Raw genomic sequence first — 26,666 nt, 5'->3', positions numbered from 1 at the left:
GGAAATTCGTGGCATGTATTTCCAGCAATGGTGATCGAGCCGGGAGGCCCCGGCAAGCGTTATACTGGACCGCTGTCACCAACGGGGTCTGCCATGTCGTCCGACGATACCGCGGCAATCGCCGCCACGCGCGCCTGGGTGGAACGCTTCGTCGTTGCCCATAACCTGTGTCCGTTCGCCGCGCCCGAAATCCGGCGCGATCGGGTGCGGTACGTCGACGTCTCCGCGCGGGACGTCGAAGGCGCCCTGCATACGCTGATCGACGAATGCCGACGGCTCGACGAGCAACCGGCCATCGAGACCACGCTGCTGATTCTGACCAGCGGCGTCGCCGACTTCGACGACTACCTGGATCTGCTGGGGCTCGCCGAGGCGCTGCTCGAGGCCGAGGGCTACGAAGGCGTCTACCAGCTGGCGAGCTTTCACTCCGACTACTGCTTCGACGGCGCCGAGCCCGACGACCCGGCCAATGCCACCAATCGCTCGCCTTGGCCGATGCTGCATCTGCTGCGCGAGGACAGCCTGAGCCGGGCGCTGGACAACCATCCCGATCCGCACGCCATTCCCGAACGCAACGTCGCGCTGATGCGGCGCCTGGGCAACGCCCGGCTCGACGCCGAACGGGCCGCCTGCCATGCGGCGGACGAGGCCTGAGTGTCCGCTGCCCTTGAAAGCGCAGGGCCGGGGGGCCATGTCATCTAATGGCACTCATGAGTACGGTGTCGTGCGTTGTCCGCAACGCCCGCCTATCGACTACAGTGAGATGGGCGCAAGCCGCCGGGCGGAAAAACGTTCGTGCGAGGCACGGCGACGCCTGCCATCAGCAATCAAAGGAGACGACATGAGTATCCAGAAAAAGGGATCCGCACAGTGGCAAGGGAGTCTGAAGAAGGGCAAGGGTAGCGTTTCCAGCGAGAGCGGTGCGCTCAAGGACCTTCCCTATGGCTTCAACACGCGTTTCGAGGGCCAGCCGGGCACCAACCCCGAGGAGCTGATCGGCGCCGCCCACGCCAGCTGCTATTCGATGGCGCTGTCGATGATCCTCGGCGAGGAAAACCTCGAGGCCGAGAGCATCAACACCCAGGCCACCGTGACCCTGGAACAGGACGACAGCGGCTTCACCATTTCGGCGATCCACCTCGATACCGTCGCCAGGATTCCCGGTGCCGACCGGTCGACCTTCGAGACCGCGGCCAACAAGGCCAAGGAGGGATGCCCGGTGTCCAAGCTGTTCAAGGCCGAGATCACCCTGGACGCCAAGCTCGAGAATTGAGCCCGGCGGCGACCGGGCGAGGTTCGAACGCATCAGCGCCCGGCCCGCACGTCAAGAACGACGAAGCCGGCCCCCGGGCCGGCTTCGTCGCGCCAGGACCCCGCCACATCAGGCCTGCGAAGCGGCGGGTTCGGGCGCGCTGTGGCTTAGCGTGCGCCCCTCGCGTTCCTCGAGGATCATCGCCGCGGCCTTCTCGGCGATCATCAGGGTCGGCGAGCAGGTGTTGCCCGAGGTGATGGTGGGCATGATCGAGGCGTCGACCACGCGTAGCGCCTCGATGCCGTGCACGCGCAGTCGGTCGTCGACCACCGCCTGGGCATCGCGGCCCATCCTGCAGGTGCCCACCGGATGGAAGATGGTGGTGCCGATGTCGCCGGTGGCCCGGGCCAGTTCCTCGTCGCTCTGCCAGTCGGGGCCGGGCTTGATCTCCTCGGGGCGGTAGCGGGCCAGTGCCGGCGCGGCGGCGATGCGTCGGGTCAGGCGAATGGCGTCGACGGCGACGCGAAGATCGCTCGCCTCGCTCAGGTAGTTGGGCCGGATCGACGGCGCCTGGCCACTGTCCCGCGAGCGGATCGTCACGCTGCCACGACTCGCCGGGCGCAGGTGGCAGACCGAGGCGGTGAACGCCGGGAAGGGATGCAGCGGCTCGCCGAAGGCCGGCAGCGACAGCGGCTGGACGTGATACTCCAGGTTGGCGCTGGCCTGGTCCGGGTCGGAGCGCGCGAACACGCCGAGCTGGCTGGGCGCCATGGTCAGCGGGCCGCTGCGCACACTCAGGTACTGCCAGGCCATGCCCAGCTTGCCGTGCCAGGAGCCGGCGATCTCGTTGAGCGTCGCGACGCCCTCGACGCGGAAGATCATCCGCAACTGCAGGTGGTCCTGCAGGTTGTTGCCCACCCCGGGCGCGTCGTGAACGCGCGGGACGCCGAGCGACTCGAGCAGCTCGCGCGGGCCGACGCCCGAGCGCTGCAGGATCGCCGGCGAGCCGATCGCCCCGGCCGAGAGAATCACCTCGCGGGCGGCGAGCGACTGATAGGCGCCGTCCAGGCGCACCCGCACGCCGCAGGCGCGCGGCGGCATGGCCTGCTCGTCGAACAGCACCCGATCGACTTCGGCATCGGTGATCAGGGTGAAGTTGTCGCGCTTCTCGAGTCCGCGCAGGAACGCTTTGGAGGCATTCCAGCGCACGCCGCGGCGCTGGTTGACCTGGAAATAGCTCGAGCCCTCGTTGTCGCCGCCGTTGAAGTCGTCGATCGGTGGAATGTCGCATTCGGCGCAGGCCACGCGGAAGGTCTCGAGGATCTCCCAGCGGTGGCGCTGCTGCTCGACCCGCCATTCGCCGCCGGCGCCGTGCAGGTCGCTGGCGCCGGCGTAGTGGTCCTCGCTGCGACGAAACAGCGGCAGCACGCTCTGCCAGTCCCAGCCGGCGTTGCCCAGCGCGGCCCAGTGATCGTAGTCGGCGGCCTGGCCGCGCATGTAGATCATGCCGTTGATCGACGAACTGCCACCCAGTACCCGGCCGCGCGGATAGCCCAGGTCGCGGCCGTTGAGGCCGGCTTCGGCGTCGGTGCGATAGCACCAGTCGGTACGCGGATTGCCGATGCAGTGCAGATAGCCCACCGGGATATGGATCCAGGGATAGTTGTCGCGACCGCCGGCCTCGATCAGCGTGACCCGGTGGTGGGGGTCCTCGGACAGACGTTTGGCGAGCAGGCAGCCGGCGGGGCCGGCACCGACGATCAGGGTGTCGGCGGCCGGGTAGCAGCGGGCGTGGGTCATCGGGCGGCATCTCTTGTCGTTGTTGGTGCTTCCAGACTAGGCGAGAGGCGCCCCGCGATGAGAGCCGACGATGGTCGAAGGCCGGCGCAGAGGGGCAAGACACGATGTCAGGCGCTGGCCTCGCGCTCGGCGTAGCGGGCGGCGTGTTCGACCAGCGCGCGAACAAGGCGCTGCTGCGGGCGGTTGAAGACCAGGAATTCGGGATGCCACTGCACGCCGATCAGGAAGTCGTGATGTCGGCTCTCGATGCCCTGGACCAGCCCGTCGCGATCGCGGGCGACGACATCGATGCCGTGACCGGTGGCATCGATGGCCTGGTGGTGCAGGCTGTTCACCTGGCACCAGTTGACGCGCAGGATGTCGTGCAGCCGGCTGCCCTCGACCACATCGACGGTCTTGCGCGGCAGCACCGTGCGGCGTGGCTTGATGTGCCCGTAGGTGGCGTAGATGTCGCTGAACAGCGTACCGCCGAGAAACACGTTGATGATCTGCGAGCCGCGACAGATGCCCAGCACCGGGCAGCCGTCCGGTACCAGCCGCGTGAGCAGTTCCAGCTCGAGGGTGTCGCGCTCGGGATCGACGCGCACGTCGAGCTTCATCTCGTCGCCGTAGAGCTGGGCGCCGATATCGTCGCCGCCGCCGACGATCAACCCGTCGAGGCGCGTTCCGTCGGGGCGGGCCGGGGACAGGCGCACCGGCCGACCGCCGGCCCGCCACACCGCCAGGCAATCGCAGTACCAGGCCAGCTTGCTCTTGTGATCCGAGGTGGTGATGCCGATCAGGGGGCGTCTTTTCATGCGTCCTTTCATGCTTCCTTCATCCATTCGCGAAGGCGATCCAGCCAGCGCGAGAGCGGTATTCGTCGATGGTGGGCGAGATAGGCTGCGCTGCGTTCGGCGAGCAGTGTCTCGTCGGCGGCCAGGCGTTCCACCTCGACCCAGCGGTTCCACTCGGCGACCACGCTCCAGTCGGGCTGCGCGAACTGGGCGTTGGGCAGGCGGTAATGGTAGGTCGGGCGTGGCTTGATGCGTTCGTCGCCGAGCAGTCCGGATAGCGTGTCGGGCTGCAGGAAGGCGAACAGCGGGAACAGGTCGAGTTCACGGTTGCGCGACGGGTTGGCGACGGCATAGTCCCTGACCAGGGTCGTCAGGTCGGGTCGATAGCCCGGGTCGAGCACCTGCAGGGCGTAGTCGCGATGGAACGGATTGGCGTGCGGCAGCACCTCGCGGGTGATGTCGATGTCGATCTCCTCGCGCAGCCACTCGGCGAGGATCATGTACGCGCGCAGGTGGGCGAGCAGGCTCTCGGTGCCGGTGCTCGGCACTTCGGGATTGAGGTGCAGGCCGAACGCATAGAGCAGGCTGTCGCGGGTGTCGCGGGCGCCTTGCAGGCGCAGGGCGTCGAACAGCGAGTCGAGCTCGCCCAGCGACAGCCAGGGGATCGGCGGGCAGACGATCTCGGTCGGCACCACGCCGGACACCGCGTCGCCGATCAGCGCCCGGGTGCGGTTGTGAAGTTCGGCGCGCAGGCGCTGCCAATCGGCGTCGCCGCTGGCCTGGGTCCTTTCCAGCACCTTGTCGTCGGGATGGGCGTACTTGGCGTCGAGCTCGACGGTGAAATCGCCCCAGCGGGTGCCCTCGACCTTGAAGCGGTGGGGGTTGAGCTGACGGATATCGCCACCGAAACGATCCTGCACCAGTTCGGCGGCCGCCACCGGTGCGAGCGCCGCGAATTCGATTTCCACACCGACGCGGCGCAAATGCCCTTGTGTCGTGCGCGGTACGGGGGGCGCTTGGGGCTTCATTGAGACCCTCCTGCGGGCGGTGCGCGAAACCACCATTGCAACGGCTTGCTGGAGCGCTGGCAAGCCCCGACCGGAGAAAAGCCGCCCCGCGGCGACGATTTCATGACGGATCGGGCAACCGGGGGCGTTCGATGAGCCCTTGACGGACATGCTCGGCCAGCCCCAGGCCGGCCTCGTGCATGGTCAGGTAGGTCTGATTGGCGCCGGCGCCGCGGATGGCCTCGGCCTCGTCCTCGTAGAGGCTGTGCGCGACGATCGTCCCGACGAAGCCATGCTGGCGTAGCTGGCGGGTGGCGAAGATCTTCGACTCGGCATCGGGCAGGGTGAGCACCGCCACCTCGATGGTGTCGAGGTCGATGCTGTGCCAGAAGCCGATGTCCTCGCCATCGGCGTAGACCACGTGGCGGCCGGCGCGGCTGTGGCGTTCGACCCGACTGGGGTCGGCGTCGATGCCGATGAGGCGCGTGTCGTCCTCGCACAGCCGGTCGTAGGCGGCGGTGCCGGTGCGCCCCATGCCCAGGATCAGCACGCGGGCATCGCCCAGCGAGGCGGGCTGCTCGTCGGGGTGCCAGGCGCGGGTCTCGAAGCGCAGCAGCCATGGCTCGAAGCGGGCGAACAGCGCATGGGCGTTGCGCTGCAGCGGCGCGGCGACCAGGAACGACAGCGCCACGGCGAGCGCCAGACCGACCAGCGCATCCGGCACCAGCGAGGCGGCGACGATCAGACCGAACTCGCTGTAGCTGGTCAGGCTGACGGTGGACTGGAAGGCGTTGCGAGCGCGCAGCCGAAACAGGATCAGCAGGAAGAAGAACAGCGCCGCCTTGAGCGGCAGCAGCGCGGTGAATGCCACGGCGAAGCCGAGCGCCTGCCAGTCGGGCAGCCCCGACATGCCGATCTTGAGGAAGAAGCCGACCAGGAACAGTTCCTTGAGCCCCCACAATGACTTGCCCAGTTCCTGGGCGCGTGGATGACCTGCCACCAGCGCGCCCAGCACCAGCGCGCCGACCTCGCCCGACAGCCCCAGCGCGGAAAACCCGGCGCCGCCGACCACCACGGCCAGCACCAGGCCCATCAGCAGCAGCAGTTCGTCATGGCCGCTGATATCGATCAGCCAATGAAACAGTGGCCGCAGCAGTGGCAGGCCGAGCAGCAGCAACGCCCAGGGGGAGGGCACTTGGCCGCTGGAGAACGCCAGCACGAACAGCGCGATAAGATCCTGGATGATCAGGATGCCGATCGCCACGCGGCCGTGGAAGGCGCGCAATTCACGACGCGACTCGAGGCTCTTGGCCGACAGCACGGTGCTCGAGAACGCCAGGGCAATCGCCAGCAGCAGCGCGGGTCCCCAGGCGATGCCGCCCAGCCAGTGCAGCCCCGGCGCGAAAACGCCCACGGTCAGAGCGAAGTGCACCAGCCCGCCGCCGACCACCTCGGGCTGGGCGAGGCTCTTGAGCTTGAGTTTCAGGCCGACGGTGAACAGCAGCAGCAGGACGCCGAGGTGGGCGACATGGTCGAGCACCGCCGGGGTCGAGGCCGGCAGCGACAAGGAGTTGCCCAGCGGATTGATCAGAAAGCCCGCCGCCAGGAAGCCGATCAGCGCCGGCAGGCCGCAGCGCCTTGCCGCCAGGCCCAGCACGAAGGCGAACGACAGACAGATGACTTCCAGCATGGCAGGCTCCGGCAAGGGGGTGGCGAATCCGCGCCGCTGGCGAAGCCGGGCGCGCTGTGATCTATCCTGACACAGCGACGATGACAATCCGCCAACGCCGCCCCAACTTTCGTCCATGAGGAGACGCCATGAGCGACCGTCGTCAGGGCCAGGACTGGCAGGAGTTGACCAGTCGGGAGCTGGCCGCGCAAGTCACCGCCGAGAGTGTCGCCGTGCTGCCGCTGGCGGCGATCGAACAGCATGGCGGCCACCTGCCGCTGTCCACCGACCTGACCATCGGCCAGGGCCTGCTCGACGCCGCGCGCGAGCGCCTGCCCGCCGGCTTTCCGCTGCTCGTGCTGCCGTCCGTCGCCGTGGGTGCCAGCGACGAGCATACGGCGTTCCCGGGCACGCTCAGCCTGCCCCCCGAAACCGCCATGGCGGTGATCGAAGCCCACGGCGACGCCCTGGCCCGCGCCGGTGTGCGGCGGCTGGTACTGTTCAACAGCCACGGCGGCAACAACGCGGTGATGGATCTGGCGGCGCTCAAGCTGCGCCGACGCTGGGGCATGCTGGTGGTCAAGGCGCACTACATGCGCTTTGCTCCGCCCGCCGCGGGGCTGCCGGCCGAGGAGCTGCGCCACGGCCTGCATGGCGGCGCGCTGGAGACGGCGATCATGCTGTATCTGGCACCCCACAAGGTTCGCGGCGATGCGCTGGCTCACCCGCCCTCACGCGGCGAGGCACTGGCCGCGCGCGGTGGGCTGCTGGGCCCCGAGGGCGAGGCGGCGTTTGCCTGGATGGCCGAGGACCTGCACCCCGGCGGAGTGGTGGGCAATGCCCGGCTTGCCGACGCCGCGCTCGGCGAGCGGCTGGTGAGCCACTACGCGGGGCGGCTGGTGCGCCTGCTCGACGAAACCCGCACGCTCGACATCGCCGACTTTCAGGCCCGCCGTGACCCCGACTGACCGATGCCGATATCGTCGCAGTTGCTGCCCAGGGCATCGTCGGGGTCACCGCTCATCAGCTCGTCCAGCAGATGCCCGCCCCGGCTGGCCTTGGCGCTCAGGTAGCGGCGGTTCTCGGCGGTGAGCCGGCCGTAGAGCGCCTGGCGATCGACTACATCGATGCCACCCTCGACCAGCGCGGCGATCTTGACCGGATTGTTGGTGAGCAACTGCACGCGCTGGATATTCAGCGCGGCGAGCATGTCGACGGCGACCCCGTAGCGGCGTTCATCCTCGCCGAAGCCCAGCACCTGGTCGGCGTCCAGCGTGTCGAGGCCTTCGTCCTGCAGGCTGTAGGCGCGCAGCTTGTTGGCCAGGCCGATACCGCGCCCCTCCTGGGCCAGATACAGCAGTACGCCGCCGCCCAGCGCGTGGATCTCGGCGACGGCGTTGCGCAACTGTTCGCCGCAGTCGCAGCGCAGGCTACCGAACAGGTCGCCGGTCAGGCAGGCCGAATGCAGGCGCAGCGGGACGGTCTCCGGCCAGTGTGCGGTATCACCGATCACGATCGCCAGGTGCTCGCGCAGGCCGTCCGGCTCGCGAAACAGGATGAAGCGGCTCTCGGGTGCCTCGGCCAACGGAATTCGCGCCTCGCTGACCGGCTTGAGCATGCCGTCGGCGTTCTCGAAGCAACGCCCCGCATCGGTGGCATCGATGGCCAGCAGCGTATCGTCGTCGATCAGTGCGCGGATCGTTTCCTCGGCATGCGGGGCGACCCGGGTGGTCAGCGCGGCGGGGATCAGCAGCGCGCGGCGCATCAACGTCAGGGCGGCATGATCGGCGCGGCTGGCAGCGATCGGGGCCGGGGTGGCTGTCGGCCCGTGCTGGCCGAACGCCAGCGCGTTGAGGCGGGTGAGATCGTCGAGCTCGCAAGGCATGAGTGGCAGGCGTGCGCTCTGGGCGCTTATCGGGCGGCCGAGCAACGCCAGGCGATGGCGGCTTAGCACCAGCCCCGGCTCGCTGCCGGCGTTGGCGACCAGGCGCTCGAGGGCGCGATCGTCGAGGCTCTCGAGCGGCTGGACGAGCACCGATTCCGCGGTGTCGCGAAGGAGCACCGGCAGTCCCCGGCGGATATCGAAGAGTGCGCGTTCAACCTGATGCATGAGCGTCTCCTTGTCGCGGCGGGGTTGCCCCGCTACCGCGCGCTGCGCATGATGAGTCGCGACGCACCTCCCGGAGAAGAGATGAGCGACTCCTGTATCGACGAGGCCTGGCAGTGCATCCGCCTGGCGCTCGATGAAGATTGGTCAGTGACGGCCACCGCGACCCTGAGCAGCGGCTCGCTGAGCCTGCGGGTCGCTCGGGGCGGCGCCTGGCAGAGTTCCCGGCAAGGCGACCTCGGCGAACTGCCCGTTGCCTGCCGCGAGCTGCTCGATTGTCTGCTGCCGCTGGTGGCTCGTCGCGGCGGGCTGGCGATCGCCCAGCTCGGCCAGAGTCTCGATGGGCGCATCGCCACCCACAACGGCGCCTCGCACTACATCAACGGCCTCGCCAGTCGCGTTCACCTGCATCGCCTGCGCGCGCTGGTCGATGGCGTGCTGGTCGGCGCCGGTACCGTCGCCGCCGACGACCCACAGCTCAGCGTGCGCCATGTCGAGGGACGCAATCCGTGTCGGGTTATCCTCGATCCGCGCGGCCGGCTCGCCGCCTCGCACCGCGTCTTCCAGTCCGGCGAGGTGCCCACGCTGCATCTGGTCGGCCAGGGTGCGCCCGTCCTGACCGGTGTCGGCCGCCACGTCGAGCGTTTCGAGTTGCCCGCCGGTCCGGCCGGCGCCAGCCCGGAGGCGATCCTGGCCGCATTGGCCGAGCGCGGGCTCCGGCGTGTGCTGATCGAGGGCGGCGGCGTGACCGTGTCGCGCTTCGTCGACGCCGACGTGCTGCACCGCCTGCACCTGCTGGTGGCGCCGCTGCTGATCGGCTCCGGGCGCCCCGGGCTGGCCTTGCCGCCGATCGACAGTCTCGACCGGGCGCGCCGTCCGCCGTCGCGCTGTTTCTGCTGCGGCGACGACACGCTGTTCGACCTGCGCCTGCTGGATGCCTGAGCGGGTGCGGCCGCGCAACAGGAACGCGCCGCCGGGCAGGCTCGAGACCAGGACCAGCAAGCCATAGGCCATCGAGATCGCCACGCCCTGTTCGGCGGGCAACCCGACACCGGCCCAGACCAGCGCCGCGGCGCCCTCGCGCAGCCCCCAGCCCGCTACCGACAGCGGCAATGCCATGGCCAGCAGCACCGGCGGAATCAGGGCCAGTAGGGTGGTGAACGCGATATCGGTGCCGATCGCCCTGGCCGCGCAGCTATAGACCGCGATATAGCTGGCCACCACCAGCAGGGAGGCGAGCAGCTGACGTGGCCACGCCCGGGTGTCGGTCAGGGTGCGGGCGAGATCGTGCCCCAGGCCGGCCGTCAGTCGTTGCGCCAGTCGCTTGACGATAGCCGGCTGGCGCCGGCCCGGCCTGATGAGCAGCAACGCCGCTGCGGACACGACGACCGTCATCGTTATCCAGGTGCGGCCGTCGACGGCCGTCAGCATCGCCATGACGGCGTGGCCGGTCTGGTTCAGCGGCGCATGCCAGATCGGCATGGCCAGTGCCAGCAGGGCGATCAGCCACAGCACCAGTTGGCCCGAGACCCGCTCGATGATCACCGAGCGGATCGCCGGGCGGCGCGCGCCGCTGGCGCTGGCATGACGCCAGGCGCGGGTCACGTCGCCCATCACGCCGCCGGGCAGCAACTGGTTGAGAAAGGTCGCCAGGTAGTAGTCGGCGAAGGCCGCGCGTCGCGACAGCGGCAGGCCCAGCAGCCGGGCGGTGAAACGCCAGCGCCATGCTGAGATCGCCACCTGCGGCAGCGTCAGCAGCAGCGCGACGAGCGCCCAGCCGGGCGCCAGATTGCCGATCTCGGCGACGAGCGCCGCGACATCCAGCCAGGCCAGCAACGCCGCGAGCAGCGCCAGGCTGAAAGCCAGCCGCAACAGGGCGGCCTTCGCCGGGCGCCTCACGGCTGCCCCTCGCCGGGTTCGGCGAACAGATCGAGATGCCCGACCTCGATTCCCAGCTCGCCGCCTTCCAGCGCGGCGTGACGCGCGGCCAGCCAGGTAGCCACGCGTTCGCGAGCCTCGGGGCATTGCTCGCGAAGCGCATCGCCCCAGCCGGCCAGCAGTGCGCTGCCGAGGGTGCGGGTTTCGGCGTGGCCGGGCGGCAGCCGCCACGGGCTGGCGGCCTGGCTCGCCCTGTAGCCGTGGGCCTCGAAGGCTTCGGCCAGCGTCGCGGGCGCGTCGCCGCCGAGCGCCGTGCCGAAGCCCTTGTCGCGGTATTGATGGGCCTGGTACGTCGCGCGCGCCCAGCGATCCTCGGCGTCCTCGCGCCGCTGCCCCTGGGCATCGACGAAGGCCCAGTCGCCGCTGACGCTGAGCGTGAACAGCGCGGCGAGCCGGCGCTCGACGCATGCCTGTACCAGCCGCTCGGCCCACTTCCGCGAGACCAGGTCGAACAGCGCCGAGGCGCAGACCAGGTCGGCGCCGTCGAGCAGCGTCGGGCGCAGGGGTGTCAGCGGCTGGCGTTCGCAGTGCCATTCGAGCGGCCGACCGTCGGCATCGATGAGCCGAGCCAGGCGCGACGATGCCTGGGCGAGCAGGGCGGGATCGTGGTCGATCAGCCGCCAGTGCTGGGGACCGGGTAGCCGCCCGGCAAGGTATGCCGGGTTGCTGGCAGCGCCGCAGCCCAGGTCGACCAGCGACAGTGCACGATCGTCACTCGCTCGACGGTGCAGCCAGTCGCTGGCCCGGTCGGTCAGCGACTGGCTGCGCGCCAGGTGATCGGCGCGCTCGCGCAGGCTCAACCAGCCGGCCGCGAACCGCCCCTCGTCGCTCATGACGAGGCTCCGGTTGCCAGGGGCGGGCGGTCGAGCGCCGCCGCGAAGGCGCGCCCGGCGTCCGACCAGTCGGCGAGTCCCTCACGGGCCCGCTGGGCGCCCTGGCGCAGCCGCTGGCGCAGTTCGGGCTCGTCGAACCAGCGCCTCAGCGCCTCGGCGAGGGCGGCGCTATCACCCGGTGGCACGGCGAGCCCGGCATCCCGGGGCAGCGTGTGGGCCAGTGCGCCGCCTGTGGTGGCGATCACCGGCAGGCCGTGGGCCAGCGCCTCGCTGATGACCATGCCGTAACCCTCGTAATGCGAGGGCAGTACGAACAGATCGGCGTCCCGGTAGGCGTCGGCCAGCTGGTCGTGGGCGCGTTCGCCGGCCAGCTCGACGCGTGCCTCGAGGCCGTGGGCGGCGATTCGCTCGCGGACGTGACGGGCGTGGCCGGCATCGCGGTCGAGCCCGCCGATGCAGATCGCCTGCCAGTCGCGATCGGCGAGCCGTGCCAGGGCGTCGACCAGCACCTCGTGGCCCTTGCGCGGGGTGATGGTGGCGACGCACAGCAGGCGTGCCGGACCGGGCTGGTCGGCCGTCGCGCGCGGCGACAGCGGCGCGCGGGCGACGCCGGGCTCGATCGCCGTGATGTGCTCGGCGGGGACATCGAAATCGGCCAGCCGGCGAGCGGTGAACGCGCTGGTGACGATCACCCGGCCCACCGCGCCCAGCGCACGGGTCTCGCTGATCATGAAGCGGGTGCGCTGGGCGGGATCGAGGCCGGTCTCGTCGGCCAGCGGGTGATGGACCAGCGCGGTCAGGTCGAGCCGCTCGGCGTGGTCCGCGATCACCTCGGGCAGACCGCCCATCGCCAGGCCGTCGATCACCACGCGCGCGCCGTCGGGGTGGTCGGCGAGGGTTGCGTCCAGGGCACGGGCGGCGCCGGCGTCGGGCTCGGGGAAGCGCCCCTCGAGGCCGATGACCGAGACCCGCCAGCCCTGTTCGCGCAGCGCCTCGGCGATGCGCGCGTCGTAGACGTAGCCGCCGGTCAGTTGCCCGGGATCGCCGGCGACGAGCAGGCTCAGGGTGCGTTCGCGGCGGTAGTCTTCGGCGCTCACAAGGCCCCCTCGTAGCTGGCCCAGGCGATGTGCGATTCGTGCAGGGTCACGTTCAGTTGGGTCAGGCCCTTGGCGCCGCTGCCCAGCCGGCCGTCGCGGATCGCGGCGGCCATGCGCTCGAAGACCGCGTGGGCCATGAACTCGGTGGTGGTGTTGCGACCCCGGAAGGCCTCGTGTTCGTCGAGGTTGCCGAGGTTGAATTCGCCGAGCAGCGTCTTGAGCGCCTCGCTGGCCAGGCCGATATCGACCACCAGGTCGTGCTCGTCGAGTTCGGGGCGCTTGAAGGTCACGTCGACCACATAGGTGGCGCCGTGCTGACGCTGGGCGGGGCCGAATACCTCGCCCTGAAAGCTGTGGGCGATCATCATGTGATCGCGGACGGTGAGGCTGAACATGCACGGGACTCCTTGTGCGAACGGTACGAATGACGCTAGCGCGCTAGCGGCCTGTTCAGTAGCGTAAACGATGGCACAGCGCGCCGCGGGCGGCGGCCAGGCGTGGCATCAGCGTGGGCAGATCGGCAAAGTCGCTTTCGCCGTCGATCAGCGCATCGAGGCGTTCGTCGCGCAGCAGGTCGAGCGCCAGGGCGAGGCGCCGGCGGTGGCTCCAGCGCGCACTGCGTGCCGGCGAGACCGTGCCTACCTGGCTCGAGCGCAGCGTCAGGCGCCGGGCATGGAAGGCCTCGCCCAGCGGCAGGCTGACCGGCTGGGTGCCGTACCAGCTCATCTCCACCAGCAACGCCTCGTGGCCGGCCAGCTCGAGGCCGTGACGCAGGCCGTCGGGGTTGCCGCTGGCATGGATCACCAGGTCGGCGTCGCCGCCGGCCGACCCGGGGTCGCGGAAGGGCACGTCGAGGGCGGCGGCCAGCGCCGCGCGGTCGGGATCGATGTCGATCAGCTCGACCCGGGTGCCGGGGATGCGCGCGCAGAGGTAGGCGATCAGCGTGCCGACCACGCCGGCGCCGATCACCGCGATGCGGTCGCCGGGGCGCGGCCCGGCATCCCATAGCCCGTTGACGGCGGTTTCCATGTTGGCGGCGAGCACGCCACGTGCCGCGGGCAGGTCGTCGGGCAGTGGCACCACGGCGGCGGCGGGAATCACGTAGCGATCCTGATGGGGGTGGAGGCAGAACACCGTGCGACCGAGCAGCGCCTCGGGACCCTGTTCGATGGTGCCCACACCGGCATACCCGTACTTGACCGGACCGGGGAACTCGCCGGCCTGGAAGGGCGCGCGCATCCGCGCATGTTCGCTCGGCGGCACCTGGCCGTTGAAGACCAGCGATTCGCTGCCGCGGCTGACCGCGCTGAAGCGGTTGCGCACCAGCACGTCGTCGTCGCCCAGCGGCGGTAGCGCTTCCTCGCGGAGTGCGCCCTGGCCCGGGGCGAGGGTCCAGAAAGCCTGTGCGGTCGTGGCGGGCATGGATTCCTTCCTTGCGCGGGTGTGAACCTATCGACCCGGCACGGGTCAATGGGTTCAACTATTGTACATATATTGTATAGCTATTCGTCCGTGTACTGGCAATCGCCCAGGCAGTGCCTGGCCTCCATCCGGGCATGGCACCGCCATACTAACTTCGAGCGTGCCGCCCTCGGCGTCAAGCCGATCGGCCTGCCGGCGCGACATTCTGGCGAGAGTTTCGACGAGAGGAAGACGCAATGGCGGAAGAGTCGATGCACCAGCCACGGCATCTGGCAGCGACCCGGTGGGTCGAGATGGCGGCCGGCCTGGCGCTGTTCGTACTGCTGGTCGAGGGGTTGCTGCTGGGCCTGGCGGCGCCCGCCGGACTGCGCCTGAGCGCCGGCCTGGTATTCCTGACGATGCTGGGGTTGATCGCCTGGCGCTGGCCGACGGCCTGGCGCTGGCTGGGCTGGGCCAACCGCATCACCCTGTTGCGCGGGATGCTGGTGGCCTTTCTCGCCGGGGCGCTGCTGTTCCCCGCCTTCATGGCCGCTCAGGCGCCGGTGATGGCGGCCCTGGCGCTGGCGGCTTTATTGCTGGATGGCGTGGACGGCTTCGTGGCGCGGACCACGCGCTCGATGTCGCGTTTCGGCGCGCGCTTCGACATGGAACTCGACGCCTTCTTCATCCTGGTACTGAGCGCGGCGCTGATCGCCCTCGACAAGGCCGGCGCCTGGGTGCTGGTGATCGGCGTCATGCGCTACTGCTTCGTGCTCGCCGGTCGGGCATGGCCCTGGCTGCGCCGGCCGTTGCCGGACAGCCGGCGGCGCAAGCTGGCCTGCGTGTGGCAGGTGGCGACGCTGCTGGTCGGGCTGTTGCCCGTCGTGCCGGCCTGGGTGGCTACCGGCCTGGCGGCACTGGCGCTGGGACTGCTGGCGTATTCGTTCGGCGCCGATGTCGCCTGGCTGAGGCGTCAGTGGCGTGCCAGCCACGCGCCGGCCGCGGGCGATCCGGCTAGCCGAGCGCCTTGAGGATCAGTTGCACGCCGACGATCGCCATGGCGATGATGATCAGTCGGTAGAACAGCCGTTCGTTGACCCGGTGTTGCAGCCACAGGCCGCTGCGCACGCCGGCCCAGGCGACCGGCACCAGCAGCAGCGAGGCGCCGGCGCTGGTCAGGTTGATCTCGCCCAGCCACAGATAGGGACCGAGCTTCATCAGGTTGACCGCGGCGAAGCCGATGACGCAGGTGGCGATGAACGTCTGCTTGTCGAGTCCGCGGGGAATCAGATAGAGGTTGAGCGGCGGCGCGCCGGCGTGGGCGAGAAAGCTGGTAAAGCCGCAGCCGATCCCGGCGGGCAGCGACCAGTAGGTGGCGATCGGGTGCGCAGCGCCGGGCCGGCGCAGCATGTAGGCGGCGAACAGCAGCGAAATGATCCCCAGCAGCAGACGCACGACATCCTCGTCGAGAACGCCGATGGTCAGCGTGCCGATCGCCACGCCGGCGGCCATGCCCGGCAGTAGCCGGTAGACTTCGCGGGTTGCCTGATGTCCCCACCACGCCTTGACGCTGAAGGCGTCCATCACCAGCAGCAGCGGCAGCAACAGCCCGGCGGCCTCGATCGGACCGATCGCCAGCGCCATCAACGGCACCGATAGCGTGCCGAAGCCGCCGGCAAAACCGCCTTTCGAGACCCCCGTGAGGTAGGTCGAGAGGATGATCAGCGTCCAGGCCAGCAGCGAATAGTCGGGTAGGCTCATCCTCGAGTCCTTGATCGGTGGGCGTTGAGGGATGCGAGCGGCAGTTTACCAGTCACCGCACGGACAAGGGGCTCGGTGGACCGCAGGGTCGTCAAGGCGGGACAGTCCGCGTATAAGGGGGCCACGTTTCCGTTACATGAGATGGATCATGGCACGTGCCCCCTTCGAACTCGCCGGCGTGCGCGTAGCGCCCGGCTCCCGCGCCCAGATCGACGTCCCGGTGGCCAAGCTCTATACCCACGCGCCGCTGCACATTCCGGTGGAGGTGGTGCATGGTCGCCAGGCCGGCCCGGTATTGCTGGTCTGCGGGGCGATCCACGGCGACGAGATAAACGGCGTCGAGATCGTACGGCGGCTGCTGCGCTCGTCGGCGATCCGCCGCCTGCGCGGCACGTTGATCGCGGTGCCCATCGTCAATGTGTTCGGCTTCGTCCAGCACACCCGCTACCTGCCCGACCGGCGCGATCTCAACCGCTGCTTTCCGGGCAGCGAGGCGGGTTCGCTGGGTTCGCGGGTGGCGGCGCTGTTTCGCGAACAGATCGTCGACCAGGCGAGCCACATCATCGATCTGCACACCGGCGCCATACACCGCACCAATCTGCCGCAGGTGCGCTCGCAACTGAGCGTGGGCAGCGAGACCGCGGCGATGGCCGAGGCCTTCGGCGCTCCGGTGATCCTCAATGCCGAACTGCGCGAGGGCAGCTTGCGCGCCTACGCCCAGAGCCACGGCGTGCCGGTGCTGACCTACGAGGCCGGCGAGGCGCTGCGCTTCGACGAGTGGGCGATCGCTCCCGGGGTGCGCGGGGTGCTGCGGGTGATGCGTCATCTGGGCATGCTGGCGGCCAGCCGGCGGCGTCGCGAGCCGCCGCCGGCCGAGATCGCCAACGGCTCGAGCTGGGCGCGGGCGCCGATCGACGGGATCCTGAGGCCGCGGGTGCGCCTGGGGGCGCGGGTTGCCCGGGGGCAGGTGCTGGGTATCGTCGCCGATCCTTTCGGCAATTCCGAAGGCGAGGTGGTGGCCAATGCCGACGGCATCGTCATCGGCATGAGCAACCTGCCGCTGGCCAACGAGGGCGAGGCGTTGTTCCATGTCGCTCGCTTCGAGGCGATCGAGGAGGCCGAGAACGCCGTCGAGTCGTTCCAGTCGGATTTCGAGGGCACGCCGGATACGCTGTGAGCTGTCGGGAGGCGAGCGTAGCGCCTTGGTGACGCACCTGCCTGCGGCTTCAGGCGATGGCGGCGGTTGCTTGCGGCTCGGGTACCAGCCCCAGGGCGTCGTCGAAGACAGCGAGCCCGGCCCCCTCGCGATGGGCGTTCTCGGACAGGTGCCGGCGGAAGCGCCGCCCGCCCGGACAGCCCTGGAACAGTCCCAGCACATGGCGAGTAATGTGGTTGAGCCGGGCGCCTTCCGCGAGCCGCCGGGCAATATAGGGGCGCAGCGCCAGGGCCGCCTGATGGCGGCTTTCCGCCGGGCCGGCCAGGCCGTAGAGCGCCTCGTCGACGCCGGCCAGCAGCCACGGATTCTGGTACGCCTCGCGGCCCACCATCACGCTGTCGACGGATTCCAGATGCGCGCGGCATTCGGCCAGCGTCTTGATGCCGCCGTTGATGCCGATGTGCAGTTCGGGGTGCTGTGCCTTGAGGCGCTGGACGCGCGGATAGTTGAGCGGCGGCACGTCGCGGTTTTCCTTGGGCGACAGGCCCTGCAGCCAGGCCTTGCGGGCATGGACGATGAACGTCTCGCAGCCGGCGTCGGCGACCTGTTGGATGAAGCGCGTCAGGTCGGCGTCCTCGTCCTGGTCGTCGATGCCGATGCGACACTTGACCGTGACCGGGATCGATACCGCATCGCGCATCGCGCGCACCGCGACGGCCACCTTGTCGGGATGGGCCATCAGGCAGGCGCCGATCAGATTGTTCTGCACCCGATCGCTGGGGCAGCCGACGTTCAGGTTGACCTCATCGTAGCCCCACGCCTCGGCGATCGCCGCGCACTCGGCGAGCTCCCCGGCATCGCTGCCGCCGAGCTGCAGGGCCAGCGGATGTTCCGCCGTTTGGTAACCCAGGAAGCGCTCGCGCGGCGTGCCGTGGAGGATCGCCCCGGTCGTCACCATCTCGGTATACAGCAGCGCATGGCGCGTCAGCGTCCGGGCGAAAGCGCGGTAGTCGCGGGTCGTCCAATCCATCATCGGCGCGACGGAAAACGTCCTGTCCAGCTTGGGGCGCGGGTTTCCAGCATTCATGCGGGTTGAGGCGATAGCCTTATCTGTCATAACTGTTCATGTTTACAGTTGTTTGGATAGGTTTTTCCGGGTGCGCTGCCACACTTTTGGCACTTCGCGCTCCAGGAAGTGGTTACATTTTGGAGCGAGCCGGTGGCGACGATACTCAAGCGCCCGAGAAAGGGCGGCAGTTTCTCATACCTGACGCGGATCCGCATTGCCCGTCAGGGCCAACCTGACGACTCAGCATCGAAAACGTTCCGGGGGTTCCTGGGCGCCACGCCGCTCTTCATTTACCAGGCCCGGCGCTGAAGTGAAATTCGGTGTTTTCGGCCGATACGCCCGGCCGTGCAGAACCGGGTTTCGGCTCTGGCCATGTCGCATGTTTCATTGGGCATCCTCCTGCAACGCTTCGAACAGGTCGGCCAGCCGACAGTCGGGAAGGGTGATCTCGATGGTCCGATCGTTCACGCGGCGGGCCCGGCCCTGGGCGAGCAGGCCCTGGCGGCGGGCAGTGTTCGCCGCTTGGTGGATCCGCTCGTCGGCACCGGCCTGGCGCAGGAAGAGCTGCGCCAGTTCGATGTCGGGCGGCGCCAGGCACAGGGCTCCGAGGGCCCTGATGATGGCGTAGTCACGCGGATCGAAGTCAGCGATCGGATTCATTTCGGCGGTCCTTACTCCAGTAGCTTGAGCGACTCGCGCGCGACGCTGGCGATCCCATGCGGTGATTGGGCTTCGCGGCTTGCAATGCCCCAGGCGCGGGGTCGCGCTACTGACCCCTTGGCGGGACCCGAAGGCAACACCCCCGTGGGTGGGAAACGCCGGGCACGATGGTAGGCGTGATCTCGCTCCATGCCGGCCGTAGGCCTCGTTCCGTGCACGCCGGGAGGCCGGGCACGTGACGGCTTCATCTCACCGTGAAGGCTTGGCCCGGGTGGTCCGGGGATGGTCGACGATCACGCCCTTCTTGATACCGAGCAGCACAGCGGCGCGATGGGACTCGCCGCGTAGTCCTTTCTTCCTGCCGGAAAGCAGGTCGCTGACCATCTGGCGATTCAGGCCGTGGATGCGGCTGAACTCGGCAATGCTCATTCCCTTTTCGTTGAGCGCCTCGCGGGCTTGCTCGGGGGTAAGTAGCTTGGGCATAGTTCGAAACGTGTTCGTTCGTGTTGGTCAATTACAGAATACCACTCTTTTGGGTGGTGTCAATGGAAAAGTAGACACAAATGAGTGGTATCGGAGACAGGTTGCTAGAGGAACGAAAGCGTTTGAAGCTCTCTCAGACGGCCCTGGGAGAGATCGGTGGCGTCCACTCGAATGCTCAAAGGAATTATGAGAAAGGCACGCGTAGCCCCGATGCCGCCTACTTGTCGGCAGTAGCTGCCAAGGGCGTCGATGTGCTTTACGTGCTGACCGGGCGGCGCTCCGCGACAGATGCGTCGTTGACAACCGACGAGGCGGCATTGCTGGACAATTACCGCAAGACGCCGCAGGAGCGCCGGCGCACCATTGCCGAGGTCAGCCAGGTCTACGCGGCGGCGGGCAAGGCCGAAAGAAACGGCGAGACCTGCTCTGGCTGAACGGCAACCGATGGCCCCTTTCGTGTCCTTTGGTGTCACCGCGCTGACGAGGATCCTTGCCCCGTCTGGCTGTTGGGGGGCGCGCATGAAGCGGGGCTTTGCCGAGCGCGCAAACCGGCTCCCTCGAAGAGTGGGTTGAGCTTGTCGGTCACCTTGAAGGGGTCGGAGGACATGATCTTGGTCAGCCCCTCGAGATCCAGTATCTGTACATGCTTGCGGGTCTTGCGCAGCAATCCTTCGCGCTCCAGCTCGGTCAGCGTGCGGCTGATATGGACCGTGGTCATGCCCAGCAGGCGGCTCATGTCCCGCTGGCTCAATGGCAGCGTGAAGTCATGGGTCAAAGTGGCATCGATGCGCTTGAGGCGGTAATAGAGTTCGAGCATGAAGTGAGCGATACGCGAGCGAGCGTCGTGGCGCAGGATATTGACCAGCCTTTCGGTAATGATGGCCTCACGCTTACTTCTTGGCGCTGCCCGATTCGTCGACTTCCTTGAAGCTGATCCGGCCCTGCTCGTCGATCTGGCAGGTCACGTTATGCACGGTATTGCCGTGTCCGGTGAAGTTGATATGCAGCTCGAATGGCTCGCCGGGCGTATAGCTCCTGGCATTGTTCTCGCCCTTGGTGGGGTTACCGGCAAGTTCCTTTCCCTCGCGACTTTGCAGGGTCTTGTCTCGGCACTGTTCCACCAGTTGCTGGGCTTTCTCGGTCGGTACTTCCCCCCAGGCAAGGGTGGTCATCAGGGCTGGTAGCATCATGCTCAGCAGGCTGGCGCCGATGGCGCGCTTGGGAAATCGCATGGACACCTCCTTGTTGGTTGCCCTTGAGTGTGTAGATAAGAGCCGGAGAGGTACCAATCCCGGTGGGCTCCCTGGGAGGCATTCATCCTCGATGGAGGGGCCTGCAAGGGGAACGGCGCGATCATAGCGGACAAGGAAAGCGCATGGCGGATAAAGGCGCCTGCATAAAGCGGCGTTTCGATAACCTGGGTTAAATCGTGATTCGCTAAAGTTTGTGAGACTGTCCGGTACAGGCTGACGACCTGTCCTGACGAAGCGTTCGGGATGGTCGGTCGGGTTGTTTCAGACTTCCCTGCTTTGTCTACCCCGCCCAAGGCGGGGTGTTTTTTGTCTACACGGCGCAGGCAGTGATTCGGCTGTTTGTCCGGCTGTGTTGCGGTGGGGCTAGGCATGCTGGCGGGGCGAAGACTCTTCCACGGCAGCGCGAAACGATACGGTTTCGTAGCGTGCGCAGTGCAGGCATTTCACGCAACCGAGAGCGCCCAATAGACGCTGATAGCTGAACGTGGTCCACGCGGAGGGATCCTGTGCCGCGATCTCGACGTTTCCACAATCACACATGAGGATATGGTTACCCTGAGCATCGACTTCCCGGGTAATGTGTTTCATGGTCATTCTCCCCGCTGCTTGATGGGGCTCTGCCCCGGTTGCCCAGCGTATTTGCGGAGCTGGCTGCTTGGAGCCGGTCGGGCCGCGTTCGGTCGGGCCGCGTTCGGTCGGGCCGCGTCCGGTCGGGCCGCGTCCGGTCGGGCCGCGTCCGGTCGGGCTGTCGTTCGAGCTGGCGAGGGATCAGCTTACGTGGGAGGCTGAAACCTGGCTGTGAGAGATAACCGCTATTTTTTGTAGGCGATCTCTTACAAAGAACGCGGCAGCCAGTCGCCGCCGGGCAACGTAACCAGATCGTTATTGAAATTTCATGGCTTGTTTAACTTGGGTTATCTATCGCCTGGATGGTTTTTGAGAGGGTAGGTGCATCGGGCAGGGAGAGCCCGTACAGGGATGAATGGAGTCAGGACGACTCGACACCAAGGAAGCGCGGGCAGGACGCTCGCGGAAGCCGCAAGGAAAAGCAGCACTCCTGGAAGCCCGGCCTGTGAAGGCCGGGCTTTTTTGCGTGATCAGCCTTTACCCGGTAGCCGACCGGGCCCGACGATCAGCGTGCCTGGACCCGGAGAAGCTCACCCCAGCGGGTGGTATAGCGTGGAGTGAGATGCGCGCAACGCAGATGCCAGGCGGCGTCACCGCGCGGCATGCCCAGATGCACGGTGCCACGCCCCATGGCGTGGTTCAGGGCATCCAGCGTCGCCATAAGGCGCTCGCTGCGTTCGCGCTCGACGGCCTGCCCGGGGGCGTCGAACAGCGCCAGTTGCTGGCGCTCCGCGTCGATCAGGTCGAGCAGCATGACGCCCGTCTTCATGAACCAGTGGCGGGGGCGATAGATCCGTGCCAGGCCGTGCCCGGCGGCAGCGGCGATCAATCGGCTGTCGGCGGTCGGACAGTCGAGCTCGACGATGGTGCTCGGGTTGTACTGGACATGTTCGGCGCGGTGGCGGTTGGTTCTCAAGAAGACCAGCACCGCCCGTGCCAGTCCGCGTTGTCGACGCAGCTTCTCGGCGCCGCGCTGGGCATGCTGACGTACCGCCTCGCGCAGGTCGCCGAGATCGTCGGTCAGCCGGCCGAAACTGCGCGAGGTCATGATGCGTTGCTTGGTATCGTTGCCATCGTGCATTTCCAGGCAGGGGATGCCGCGCAATTCAAGCAGCGTGCGTTCGAGATTGACCGAGAAATGCCGGCGTATGTGCTTGGGGTCGGCGTTGCGCAGTTCCCAGGCGCTGTGGATGCCCAGTAGATGCAGACGCTCGACCAGCTGTCGGCCGATGCCCCACAGCTGATCGATGGTGATGCGCTGCATGAGCGCCCGGGTGGCTTCGCCATCGGCGCGTAGCACGCACACGCCCCGATGGGCGGGCATTTGCTTGGCGATATGGTTGGCGAGCTTGGCCAGGGTGCGGGTGGGGGCCACGCCGACACATACCGGCAGTCCGACAAGGCGTTGCACCCGCTGGCGCAGCCGACGGCAGTGGGTTTCCAGCTCATCGTCCGGCACGCCATCGAAGCGCGCGAAGACCTCGTCGATGGAGTAGGGCTCCACCCATGGCGAAAACGTGTCGACCACCGCGCGCATGCGTGCCGACATGTCGCCGTAGAGTTCGTAATTGGAAGACACCAGTTCGATGCCATGCTGGCGCTGCAGGGCCTGCAGCCGATAGGCCGGAGTGCCGAGGCCGACGTCCAGCGACTTGAGTTCCGGCGAACGGGCGATCACGCAGCCGTCGTTGTTGGACAGTACGCCGACCGGGATGCCTTCCAGGCGGGGCTGGAAGACGCGCTCGCAACTGACATAGAAGTTGTTGGCATCGATCAGTCCGATCATACGGGGTACTCATGGATGACCGCGCGCACCACGCCCCATATCTGGCAATCGCGATCGCTGAGCGGAATCGGCGCGTAGCGGGGGTTGCCCGAACACAGCTGCGGCCGGCCATGGTGTTGCTCGTAGCGTTTGACGACGACTTCGCCGTCGACCAGCGCGACGACAATGTGGCCGGGCAGCGGCTCGAGTGCCCGGTCGACGACCAGCGTGTCGCCGTCGCCGACCTGATAATCGATCATGCTGTCGCCTTCGACCTGCATGAAGAACGTGGCCGCGGGGTTCTTGACCAGGCGTTCGTTGAGGTCGAGGGCACGCTCTTCATAGTCTTCGGCGGGCGAGGGAAAGCCCGAGAAACCGGCACGCGGGCGTACCTGCGGGTAGGGCAGGGCCTGCGGCGTGGGCGACATGGCGGCGCGACGTGGCGTCAGGTCGGTCATGAGCGGAGTGCCTCTTGGCTGTTTTTATATACAGTATCCGAGGCTGTTCCGGTCAGGCAAGTCAACGTTCTTCATGGACGGCTCATCGCCGACCCGGGCGGCAGGGTCAGCCGTCGGCGGGCGGCGTCTCGGGTGCCAGGCCGGCCTCGACCTTGGCCAGGAGCCTGAAGAACTCCCGGTACTCCGTTGCGCTCAGGTTCGCGGTCAGTTCGCGTTCCCAGGCCAGCGCCCGGGGAATCACCGTTGCCAGCAGCTCGTCGCCCTCGACGCTGAGAGTCAGCCACAGCGTGCGCTGGTCGGTTGTGTCGCGGCGGCGGCGAACCAGCCTGCGCGCCACGAGTTGCGCGACGGCCCGCGAGACCCGGGCCTTGTCCATGGCGGTCAGTTGGCAGATTCGCTTGGCGGTCAGTGGCTGGGTCTGCTGTAGCCAGGCGAGCACCCGCCATTGGGCGATGGTCAGGTCGTACTGCTGGGCGTAGATCGTCGATAGCGCCTGGCTGATGCGTTCGGCCAGGTTGGACAGTCGATAGGGCAGGAATGCCTCGAGGTCGAGCGTGTGGGATGGATGGCTGGGCAAGGCGATCTCCAGGCAGCGAGTGGTGGCTCGAATGGGGCGGCGCTGTCGTATCAGGGGCGGCAGCAACGGCGCCCGCCGTCGAAAGGGTGTAGCGAAAACGTTACGCAATTTTGTCGCTGAGACAATCGGGTGGCGTCGATAAGCTTGTGGGGCCTCGAGCCTCAACTTATGGTTTCAAATGAAACTTTACCACGCGGTGGCGTCCCTCGGGGGCGGGCCGCCGACTCGACTCACTGGCCATGAAGCGAATGGCGCTGGACCGGTGAATCCGTTGTAAACGCTTCATTCAGAAGCACGAATGCCCGCATCGTTGGCGACAGCCGAACCAATGACGCTACAATCGCCGGCTTGTGCGGCGATGCGCGGCGGCCCATCGGCACAACAACAAAACTTCAAGGTGTTCCATGACGACAAGACAGAACCCCCACAATCTCTGGATGAGCCGTTGGGGCTTCGTCCTTGCGGCGACCGGTTCGGCCGTGGGGCTGGGCAATATCTGGAAATTCCCCTACATGACCGGCGAATACGGGGGCGGCGCCTTCGTGCTGGTCTACCTGGCGTGCATCCTGGCGATCGGCATCCCGATCATGATGGTCGAGATCGGCTTCGGCCGCCGCGGCCGGGGGAGCCCGATCGACGCCATCCGCCGGGTGGCTCGCGAATCCGGACATGGCCGCGGCTGGGCATTGATCGGCTGGATGGCGATGCTGTGCGGCTTCATGATCCTGTCGTTCTACGTGGTGGTCGCCGGCTGGTCGGTGTCGTACCTGTGGAAGGCGATCAGCGGCGGGTTGAGCGCCGACAGCGTCGAGGGCATGGCGGCGATCTTCGGCGCCAACAACGCCAATCCGCTGAACCTGGGGTTCTGGAGCACGCTGGTGACCGTGGTCACCATGCTGATCGTCGGCAAGGGCGTGCAGGAGGGCATCGAGAAGAGCGTGCGCTGGATGATGCCGGGCATGGTGATCATGCTGGCGATCATGATCGTCTATGCGATGTTCTCCGGCGGCTTCGGCCAGGCGGTGAACTTCCTGTTCGCCTTCGAGCTCGGCAAGCTGTCCAGCGCCGGCCTGCTGGCGGCGATGGGCCATGCCTTCTTCACGCTGTCGCTGGCCTCCGGGGCGATCCTTACCTACGGCTCCTACCTGCCCGACGGCAAGTCGATCGCCCGCACCACCTTCACCGTGGCGATCTGCGACACCCTGGTGGCGCTGATGGCGGGGCTGGCGATCTTCCCGGTGATCTTCGCCAACGGCCTCGATCCGGCGAGCGGCCCGGGGCTGCTCTTCATGAGCCTGCCGCTGGCCTTCCAGCAGATGCCGCTGGGCACGCTGCTCGAGATCATCTTCTTCGTGATGCTGACCATGGCCGCGCTGACCTCGGCGATCTCGATGATCGAGGCCACCGTCGCCTGGCTCAACGAAAGCAAGGGCATTTCGCGGGCCAGGGCGGCCTGGGGCACCGGTATCGTGCTGTGGCTGGTCAGCACCCTGGCAATGCTGTCTTTCAACGTCGGCGCGGAGTGGACGCTGGCCGGCAGGAACTTCTTCGATTGGCTGGATTACCTGACCTCCCGCTGGATGATGCCGCTGGGTGGCCTGGGCATGGCGCTGCTGGCCGGGTTCTTCCTGCGCAACGAGATATTCCGCTCCGAGTTGGGACTGGGGCGCGTTCCGTACGCGCTGTGGCTGTTCATGATCCGCTACGTCAGTCCGCTGGGCATCGTGATGATCTTCATCGATGCGCTGGGCCTGATGACGCTCGACATGGGCAGCCAGTGGCCCTGGTTGCTGGGCGTGCTGGTGGCGATCACGCTGCTCGGCGAGCTGCTCAGCCCACGGCTGAAGCAACAGTTGGCGGGCTAGCTCCCTCCGCACCGCGAGATCCGCGCCCCGGCCTGGCCGGGGCGCTTGCGTTGCCGGGCCGGGGTTATAAGCTGGCAACCAGACGTTACTGGCATAGTTCTCGCGGGATGATTATTTTTGCGTCCATCTAGAGAGCCCCTCCTTTTATTTCGTTACAAGAGCCAGCCGATGCCCGATCTCCCTCCCACGCCGTCTCCTGCCGTCTCGCCGGCGTTGCGCGACTTTCCGCGTGGTCAGGTGTGCCTGATCGGTGCCGGGCCGGGCGACCCCGAGCTGCTGACGCTCAAGGCCTTGAAACGCCTGGAGGTTGCCGAAGTGATTCTCCACGACCGGCTGGTCAGCAGCGAGGTCCTGGCGCTGGCCAACCCGGTGGCGCGGCAACTCTATGTGGGCAAGGCGCGCTCGCAGCACAGCCTGCCGCAGGAAGACATCAATCGGGCATTGGTCGACTGGGCACGCCAGGGCAAGCGGGTGGTACGCCTCAAGGGCGGCGATCCGTTCATCTTCGGCCGGGGCGGTGAAGAGCTCGAGACGCTGGCCGAAGCCGGTATCCCGTTCGAAGTGATACCCGGGATCACCGCCGCCTCGGGGTGCGGCGCCTATGCGGGAATCCCGCTGACCCATCGCGATCACGCCCAGTCGGTACGCTTCGTCACCGGCCACCTCAAGAACGGCAGCAGCGAGCTGGACTGGCCGACGTTGGCGCGGCCCCAGCAGACGTTGGTATTCTACATGGGGCTGGGTAGCCTCGAGGTGATTCGCCACGAGTTGCGCGCCCACGGCCTGTCCGGCAAGACGCCCCTGGCGTTGATCGAACAAGGCACCACCGCCCGCCAGCGCGTGCATGTCGGCACGCTGGATGCACTCCCCGCCGCGCTCTCGCCGGACCGGGTGCGCCCCCCGACGCTGATCATCGTCGGCAGCGTGGTGTCGCTGGCCGCGCGGCTCGCCTGGTTCGACGGCGCGCATTCGGCGAGCCGGGGCTGGGAACAGGGTAAACATCCCTCGCCGCTGGGGGGCGCTGATACGGCCTGAGCCGTGCCTGCAATTCCATGAGCGGTTGTGGTTGACGCTGGTCGGGGCGCTTCCGAGAATGATAACTCCCACGATGC

The 26,666-nt window shown here is 67.7% G+C and carries 28 protein-coding genes and 1 pseudogene; 9 read left to right on the top strand and 20 right to left on the bottom strand.

The window, feature by feature from the left end; genetic code table 11:
• Window positions 1-93 precede the first annotated feature (93 nt).
• Complete coding sequence (locus HR9077_RS01445) at window positions 94-654, top strand: DUF1415 domain-containing protein (protein ID WP_136064373.1); 561 nt, start codon at window positions 94-96, stop codon at window positions 652-654.
• A gap of 187 nt (window positions 655-841) precedes the next feature.
• Window positions 842-1,273 (top strand): OsmC family protein, encoded by a 432-nt coding sequence (locus HR9077_RS01440; RefSeq protein WP_136064371.1) that lies wholly within the window; start codon window positions 842-844, stop codon window positions 1,271-1,273.
• A gap of 108 nt (window positions 1,274-1,381) precedes the next feature.
• On the opposite strand, the gene HR9077_RS01435 is transcribed toward HR9077_RS01440, so the two are convergent.
• From HR9077_RS01435 to HR9077_RS01420, 4 genes are all read right to left on the bottom strand, one after another.
• Complete coding sequence (locus HR9077_RS01435; RefSeq protein ID WP_136064367.1) at window positions 1,382-3,052, bottom strand: GMC family oxidoreductase; 1,671 nt, start codon at window positions 3,050-3,052, stop codon at window positions 1,382-1,384.
• Window positions 3,053-3,159: 107 nt separating this feature from the next.
• The gene (locus tag HR9077_RS01430; RefSeq protein ID WP_136064365.1) at window positions 3,160-3,849 is read right to left on the bottom strand and encodes a gamma-glutamyl-gamma-aminobutyrate hydrolase family protein; all 690 of its coding nucleotides are present in this window, start codon (window positions 3,847-3,849) and stop codon (window positions 3,160-3,162) included.
• Window positions 3,850-3,857: 8 nt separating this feature from the next.
• Entirely contained in the window at window positions 3,858-4,856 is a 999-nt protein-coding gene (locus HR9077_RS01425) for an amidoligase family protein (RefSeq protein ID WP_136064363.1), read from the bottom strand.
• 100 nt (window positions 4,857-4,956) lie between these two features.
• Window positions 4,957-6,525 carry a cation:proton antiporter family protein gene (locus HR9077_RS01420; RefSeq protein WP_136064361.1) on the bottom strand — a complete coding sequence of 523 codons (1,569 nt, stop codon included), beginning with the start codon at window positions 6,523-6,525 and terminating at the stop codon, window positions 4,957-4,959.
• 128 nt (window positions 6,526-6,653) lie between these two features.
• Between HR9077_RS01420 and HR9077_RS01415 the strand changes: the two genes are divergently transcribed.
• Complete coding sequence (locus HR9077_RS01415) at window positions 6,654-7,472, top strand: creatininase family protein (RefSeq protein ID WP_136064358.1); 819 nt, start codon at window positions 6,654-6,656, stop codon at window positions 7,470-7,472.
• On the opposite strand, the gene ribA is transcribed toward HR9077_RS01415, so the two are convergent.
• Entirely contained in the window at window positions 7,448-8,614 is a 1,167-nt protein-coding gene (ribA, locus tag HR9077_RS01410) for a GTP cyclohydrolase II RibA (RefSeq protein WP_136064356.1), read from the bottom strand. The genes HR9077_RS01415 and ribA overlap by 25 nt on opposite strands.
• On the opposite strand from ribA, the gene HR9077_RS01405 reads away from it, so the two are divergent.
• The gene (locus tag HR9077_RS01405) at window positions 8,609-9,553 is read left to right on the top strand and encodes a RibD family protein (protein WP_348532924.1); all 945 of its coding nucleotides are present in this window, start codon (window positions 8,609-8,611) and stop codon (window positions 9,551-9,553) included. The genes ribA and HR9077_RS01405 overlap by 6 nt on opposite strands.
• 45 nt (window positions 9,554-9,598) lie before the next feature.
• On the opposite strand, the pseudogene HR9077_RS22070 reads toward HR9077_RS01405, so the two are convergent.
• From HR9077_RS22070 to HR9077_RS01380, 5 genes and pseudogenes are all read right to left on the bottom strand, one after another.
• Window positions 9,599-10,510 (bottom strand): annotated as a pseudogene (locus tag HR9077_RS22070) (lysylphosphatidylglycerol synthase transmembrane domain-containing protein); the annotation flags it as partial.
• On the bottom strand, window positions 10,507-11,382 hold the full coding sequence (locus HR9077_RS01395; protein ID WP_136064354.1) for a class I SAM-dependent methyltransferase: 876 nt from the start codon (window positions 11,380-11,382) through the stop codon (window positions 10,507-10,509). The pseudogene HR9077_RS22070 and the gene HR9077_RS01395, both read right to left, overlap by 4 nt.
• Window positions 11,379-12,479 carry a glycosyltransferase family 4 protein gene (locus tag HR9077_RS01390; RefSeq protein ID WP_168380869.1) on the bottom strand — a complete coding sequence of 367 codons (1,101 nt, stop codon included), beginning with the start codon at window positions 12,477-12,479 and terminating at the stop codon, window positions 11,379-11,381. The genes HR9077_RS01395 and HR9077_RS01390 overlap by 4 nt, the downstream gene beginning before the upstream one ends.
• On the bottom strand, window positions 12,476-12,874 hold the full coding sequence (locus HR9077_RS01385) for a 6-pyruvoyl trahydropterin synthase family protein (RefSeq protein ID WP_136064352.1): 399 nt from the start codon (window positions 12,872-12,874) through the stop codon (window positions 12,476-12,478). Before HR9077_RS01385 ends, HR9077_RS01390 begins: the two co-directional genes overlap by 4 nt.
• Window positions 12,875-12,929: 55 nt before the next feature.
• Complete coding sequence (locus HR9077_RS01380; protein ID WP_136064350.1) at window positions 12,930-13,901, bottom strand: zinc-dependent alcohol dehydrogenase; 972 nt, start codon at window positions 13,899-13,901, stop codon at window positions 12,930-12,932.
• Between the two features lie 236 nt (window positions 13,902-14,137).
• On the opposite strand from HR9077_RS01380, the gene HR9077_RS01375 reads away from it, so the two are divergent.
• Window positions 14,138-14,911 (top strand): CDP-alcohol phosphatidyltransferase family protein, encoded by a 774-nt coding sequence (locus HR9077_RS01375; protein WP_136064348.1) that lies wholly within the window; start codon window positions 14,138-14,140, stop codon window positions 14,909-14,911.
• Here HR9077_RS01375 and HR9077_RS01370 read toward each other — a convergent pair.
• Window positions 14,895-15,641 (bottom strand): sulfite exporter TauE/SafE family protein, encoded by a 747-nt coding sequence (locus tag HR9077_RS01370; RefSeq protein WP_136064346.1) that lies wholly within the window; start codon window positions 15,639-15,641, stop codon window positions 14,895-14,897. The two genes, HR9077_RS01375 and HR9077_RS01370, sit on opposite strands and share 17 nt — an antisense overlap.
• Window positions 15,642-15,789: 148 nt before the next feature.
• Between HR9077_RS01370 and HR9077_RS01365 the strand changes: the two genes are divergently transcribed.
• Window positions 15,790-16,818 (top strand): succinylglutamate desuccinylase/aspartoacylase family protein, encoded by a 1,029-nt coding sequence (locus HR9077_RS01365; RefSeq protein WP_136064344.1) that lies wholly within the window; start codon window positions 15,790-15,792, stop codon window positions 16,816-16,818.
• Window positions 16,819-16,867: 49 nt separating this feature from the next.
• Here the strand turns inward: HR9077_RS01365 and dusA are convergent, their stop codons facing one another.
• The 3 genes from dusA to HR9077_RS01350 form a co-directional block, all read right to left on the bottom strand.
• Window positions 16,868-17,884, bottom strand: a complete 1,017-nt coding sequence (gene dusA, locus HR9077_RS01360; RefSeq protein WP_244612983.1) for a tRNA dihydrouridine(20/20a) synthase DusA — start codon at window positions 17,882-17,884, stop codon at window positions 16,868-16,870.
• Window positions 17,885-18,250: 366 nt separating this feature from the next.
• Entirely contained in the window at window positions 18,251-18,526 is a 276-nt protein-coding gene (locus tag HR9077_RS01355) for a hypothetical protein (RefSeq protein ID WP_136064340.1), read from the bottom strand.
• Between the two features lie 249 nt (window positions 18,527-18,775).
• The gene (locus HR9077_RS01350; protein ID WP_136064339.1) at window positions 18,776-19,009 is read right to left on the bottom strand and encodes a DNA-binding protein; all 234 of its coding nucleotides are present in this window, start codon (window positions 19,007-19,009) and stop codon (window positions 18,776-18,778) included.
• Window positions 19,010-19,089: 80 nt separating this feature from the next.
• Here HR9077_RS01350 and HR9077_RS01345 point away from each other — a divergent pair, with 80 nt between their 5' ends.
• Window positions 19,090-19,443, top strand: coding sequence for a helix-turn-helix domain-containing protein (locus tag HR9077_RS01345; protein WP_136064337.1), 354 nt, complete (start codon window positions 19,090-19,092; stop codon window positions 19,441-19,443).
• 35 nt (window positions 19,444-19,478) lie between these two features.
• On the opposite strand, the gene HR9077_RS01340 is transcribed toward HR9077_RS01345, so the two are convergent.
• From HR9077_RS01340 to HR9077_RS01315, 6 genes are all read right to left on the bottom strand, one after another.
• A complete protein-coding gene (locus tag HR9077_RS01340) occupies window positions 19,479-19,838 on the bottom strand; it encodes a Crp/Fnr family transcriptional regulator (RefSeq protein WP_280178395.1) in 360 nt (119 codons plus the stop codon).
• 61 nt (window positions 19,839-19,899) lie between these two features.
• Window positions 19,900-20,241 (bottom strand): hypothetical protein, encoded by a 342-nt coding sequence (locus HR9077_RS01335; protein ID WP_136064333.1) that lies wholly within the window; start codon window positions 20,239-20,241, stop codon window positions 19,900-19,902.
• A 384-nt stretch (window positions 20,242-20,625) separates the two neighbouring features.
• Entirely contained in the window at window positions 20,626-20,850 is a 225-nt protein-coding gene (locus tag HR9077_RS21825; RefSeq protein WP_168380868.1) for a hypothetical protein, read from the bottom strand.
• 544 nt (window positions 20,851-21,394) lie between these two features.
• Window positions 21,395-22,675, bottom strand: a complete 1,281-nt coding sequence (locus tag HR9077_RS01325; protein ID WP_136064329.1) for a Y-family DNA polymerase — start codon at window positions 22,673-22,675, stop codon at window positions 21,395-21,397.
• Entirely contained in the window at window positions 22,672-23,112 is a 441-nt protein-coding gene (locus HR9077_RS01320) for a LexA family protein (protein ID WP_244612980.1), read from the bottom strand. The genes HR9077_RS01325 and HR9077_RS01320 overlap by 4 nt, the downstream gene beginning before the upstream one ends.
• A 106-nt stretch (window positions 23,113-23,218) precedes the next feature.
• Window positions 23,219-23,689 (bottom strand): MarR family winged helix-turn-helix transcriptional regulator, encoded by a 471-nt coding sequence (locus tag HR9077_RS01315; protein WP_210725822.1) that lies wholly within the window; start codon window positions 23,687-23,689, stop codon window positions 23,219-23,221.
• 404 nt (window positions 23,690-24,093) lie between these two features.
• On the opposite strand from HR9077_RS01315, the gene HR9077_RS01310 reads away from it, so the two are divergent.
• A complete protein-coding gene (locus HR9077_RS01310) occupies window positions 24,094-25,554 on the top strand; it encodes a sodium-dependent transporter (protein WP_136064327.1) in 1,461 nt (486 codons plus the stop codon).
• Between the two features lie 168 nt (window positions 25,555-25,722).
• Complete coding sequence (cobA, locus tag HR9077_RS01305) at window positions 25,723-26,589, top strand: uroporphyrinogen-III C-methyltransferase (RefSeq protein ID WP_136064325.1); 867 nt, start codon at window positions 25,723-25,725, stop codon at window positions 26,587-26,589.
• The last annotated feature ends 77 nt before the right edge of the window (window positions 26,590-26,666 follow it).

The organism is Modicisalibacter radicis (assembly GCF_900961225.1).
GTDB lineage: Bacteria > Pseudomonadota > Gammaproteobacteria > Pseudomonadales > Halomonadaceae > Modicisalibacter.
This window is presented reverse-complemented; position numbering and strand designations above follow the sequence as displayed.

What these genes read in the sequence shown, in the direction of transcription:
- HR9077_RS01415 (WP_136064358.1), top strand. Translation starts at nt 6,654, where the DNA reads ATGAGCGACCGTCGTCAGGGCCAGGACTGGCAGGAGTTGACCAGTCGG.
- ribA (WP_136064356.1), bottom strand. Translation starts at nt 8,614, where the DNA reads ATGCATCAGGTTGAACGCGCACTCTTCGATATCCGCCGGGGACTGCCG.
- HR9077_RS01385 (WP_136064352.1), bottom strand. Translation starts at nt 12,874, where the DNA reads ATGTTCAGCCTCACCGTCCGCGATCACATGATGATCGCCCACAGCTTT.
- HR9077_RS01345 (WP_136064337.1), top strand. Translation starts at nt 19,090, where the DNA reads ATGAGTGGTATCGGAGACAGGTTGCTAGAGGAACGAAAGCGTTTGAAG.
- HR9077_RS01335 (WP_136064333.1), bottom strand. Translation starts at nt 20,241, where the DNA reads ATGCGATTTCCCAAGCGCGCCATCGGCGCCAGCCTGCTGAGCATGATG.
- HR9077_RS01405 (WP_348532924.1), top strand. Translation starts at nt 8,609, where the DNA reads ATGCATGAGCGTCTCCTTGTCGCGGCGGGGTTGCCCCGCTACCGCGCG.
- HR9077_RS01425 (WP_136064363.1), bottom strand. Translation starts at nt 4,856, where the DNA reads ATGAAGCCCCAAGCGCCCCCCGTACCGCGCACGACACAAGGGCATTTG.
- HR9077_RS01420 (WP_136064361.1), bottom strand. Translation starts at nt 6,525, where the DNA reads ATGCTGGAAGTCATCTGTCTGTCGTTCGCCTTCGTGCTGGGCCTGGCG.
- HR9077_RS01310 (WP_136064327.1), top strand. Translation starts at nt 24,094, where the DNA reads ATGACGACAAGACAGAACCCCCACAATCTCTGGATGAGCCGTTGGGGC.
- HR9077_RS01395 (WP_136064354.1), bottom strand. Translation starts at nt 11,382, where the DNA reads ATGAGCGACGAGGGGCGGTTCGCGGCCGGCTGGTTGAGCCTGCGCGAG.
- HR9077_RS01320 (WP_244612980.1), bottom strand. Translation starts at nt 23,112, where the DNA reads ATGACCGACCTGACGCCACGTCGCGCCGCCATGTCGCCCACGCCGCAG.
- HR9077_RS01365 (WP_136064344.1), top strand. Translation starts at nt 15,790, where the DNA reads ATGGCACGTGCCCCCTTCGAACTCGCCGGCGTGCGCGTAGCGCCCGGC.
- HR9077_RS01430 (WP_136064365.1), bottom strand. Translation starts at nt 3,849, where the DNA reads ATGAAAAGACGCCCCCTGATCGGCATCACCACCTCGGATCACAAGAGC.
- cobA (WP_136064325.1), top strand. Translation starts at nt 25,723, where the DNA reads ATGCCCGATCTCCCTCCCACGCCGTCTCCTGCCGTCTCGCCGGCGTTG.
- HR9077_RS01375 (WP_136064348.1), top strand. Translation starts at nt 14,138, where the DNA reads ATGGCGGAAGAGTCGATGCACCAGCCACGGCATCTGGCAGCGACCCGG.
- HR9077_RS01350 (WP_136064339.1), bottom strand. Translation starts at nt 19,009, where the DNA reads ATGCCCAAGCTACTTACCCCCGAGCAAGCCCGCGAGGCGCTCAACGAA.
- HR9077_RS01370 (WP_136064346.1), bottom strand. Translation starts at nt 15,641, where the DNA reads ATGAGCCTACCCGACTATTCGCTGCTGGCCTGGACGCTGATCATCCTC.
- HR9077_RS01355 (WP_136064340.1), bottom strand. Translation starts at nt 18,526, where the DNA reads ATGAATCCGATCGCTGACTTCGATCCGCGTGACTACGCCATCATCAGG.
- dusA (WP_244612983.1), bottom strand. Translation starts at nt 17,884, where the DNA reads ATGAATGCTGGAAACCCGCGCCCCAAGCTGGACAGGACGTTTTCCGTC.
- HR9077_RS21825 (WP_168380868.1), bottom strand. Translation starts at nt 20,850, where the DNA reads ATGAAACACATTACCCGGGAAGTCGATGCTCAGGGTAACCATATCCTC.
- HR9077_RS01445 (WP_136064373.1), top strand. Translation starts at nt 94, where the DNA reads ATGTCGTCCGACGATACCGCGGCAATCGCCGCCACGCGCGCCTGGGTG.
- HR9077_RS01380 (WP_136064350.1), bottom strand. Translation starts at nt 13,901, where the DNA reads ATGCCCGCCACGACCGCACAGGCTTTCTGGACCCTCGCCCCGGGCCAG.
- HR9077_RS01325 (WP_136064329.1), bottom strand. Translation starts at nt 22,675, where the DNA reads ATGATCGGACTGATCGATGCCAACAACTTCTATGTCAGTTGCGAGCGC.
- HR9077_RS01435 (WP_136064367.1), bottom strand. Translation starts at nt 3,052, where the DNA reads ATGACCCACGCCCGCTGCTACCCGGCCGCCGACACCCTGATCGTCGGT.
- HR9077_RS01440 (WP_136064371.1), top strand. Translation starts at nt 842, where the DNA reads ATGAGTATCCAGAAAAAGGGATCCGCACAGTGGCAAGGGAGTCTGAAG.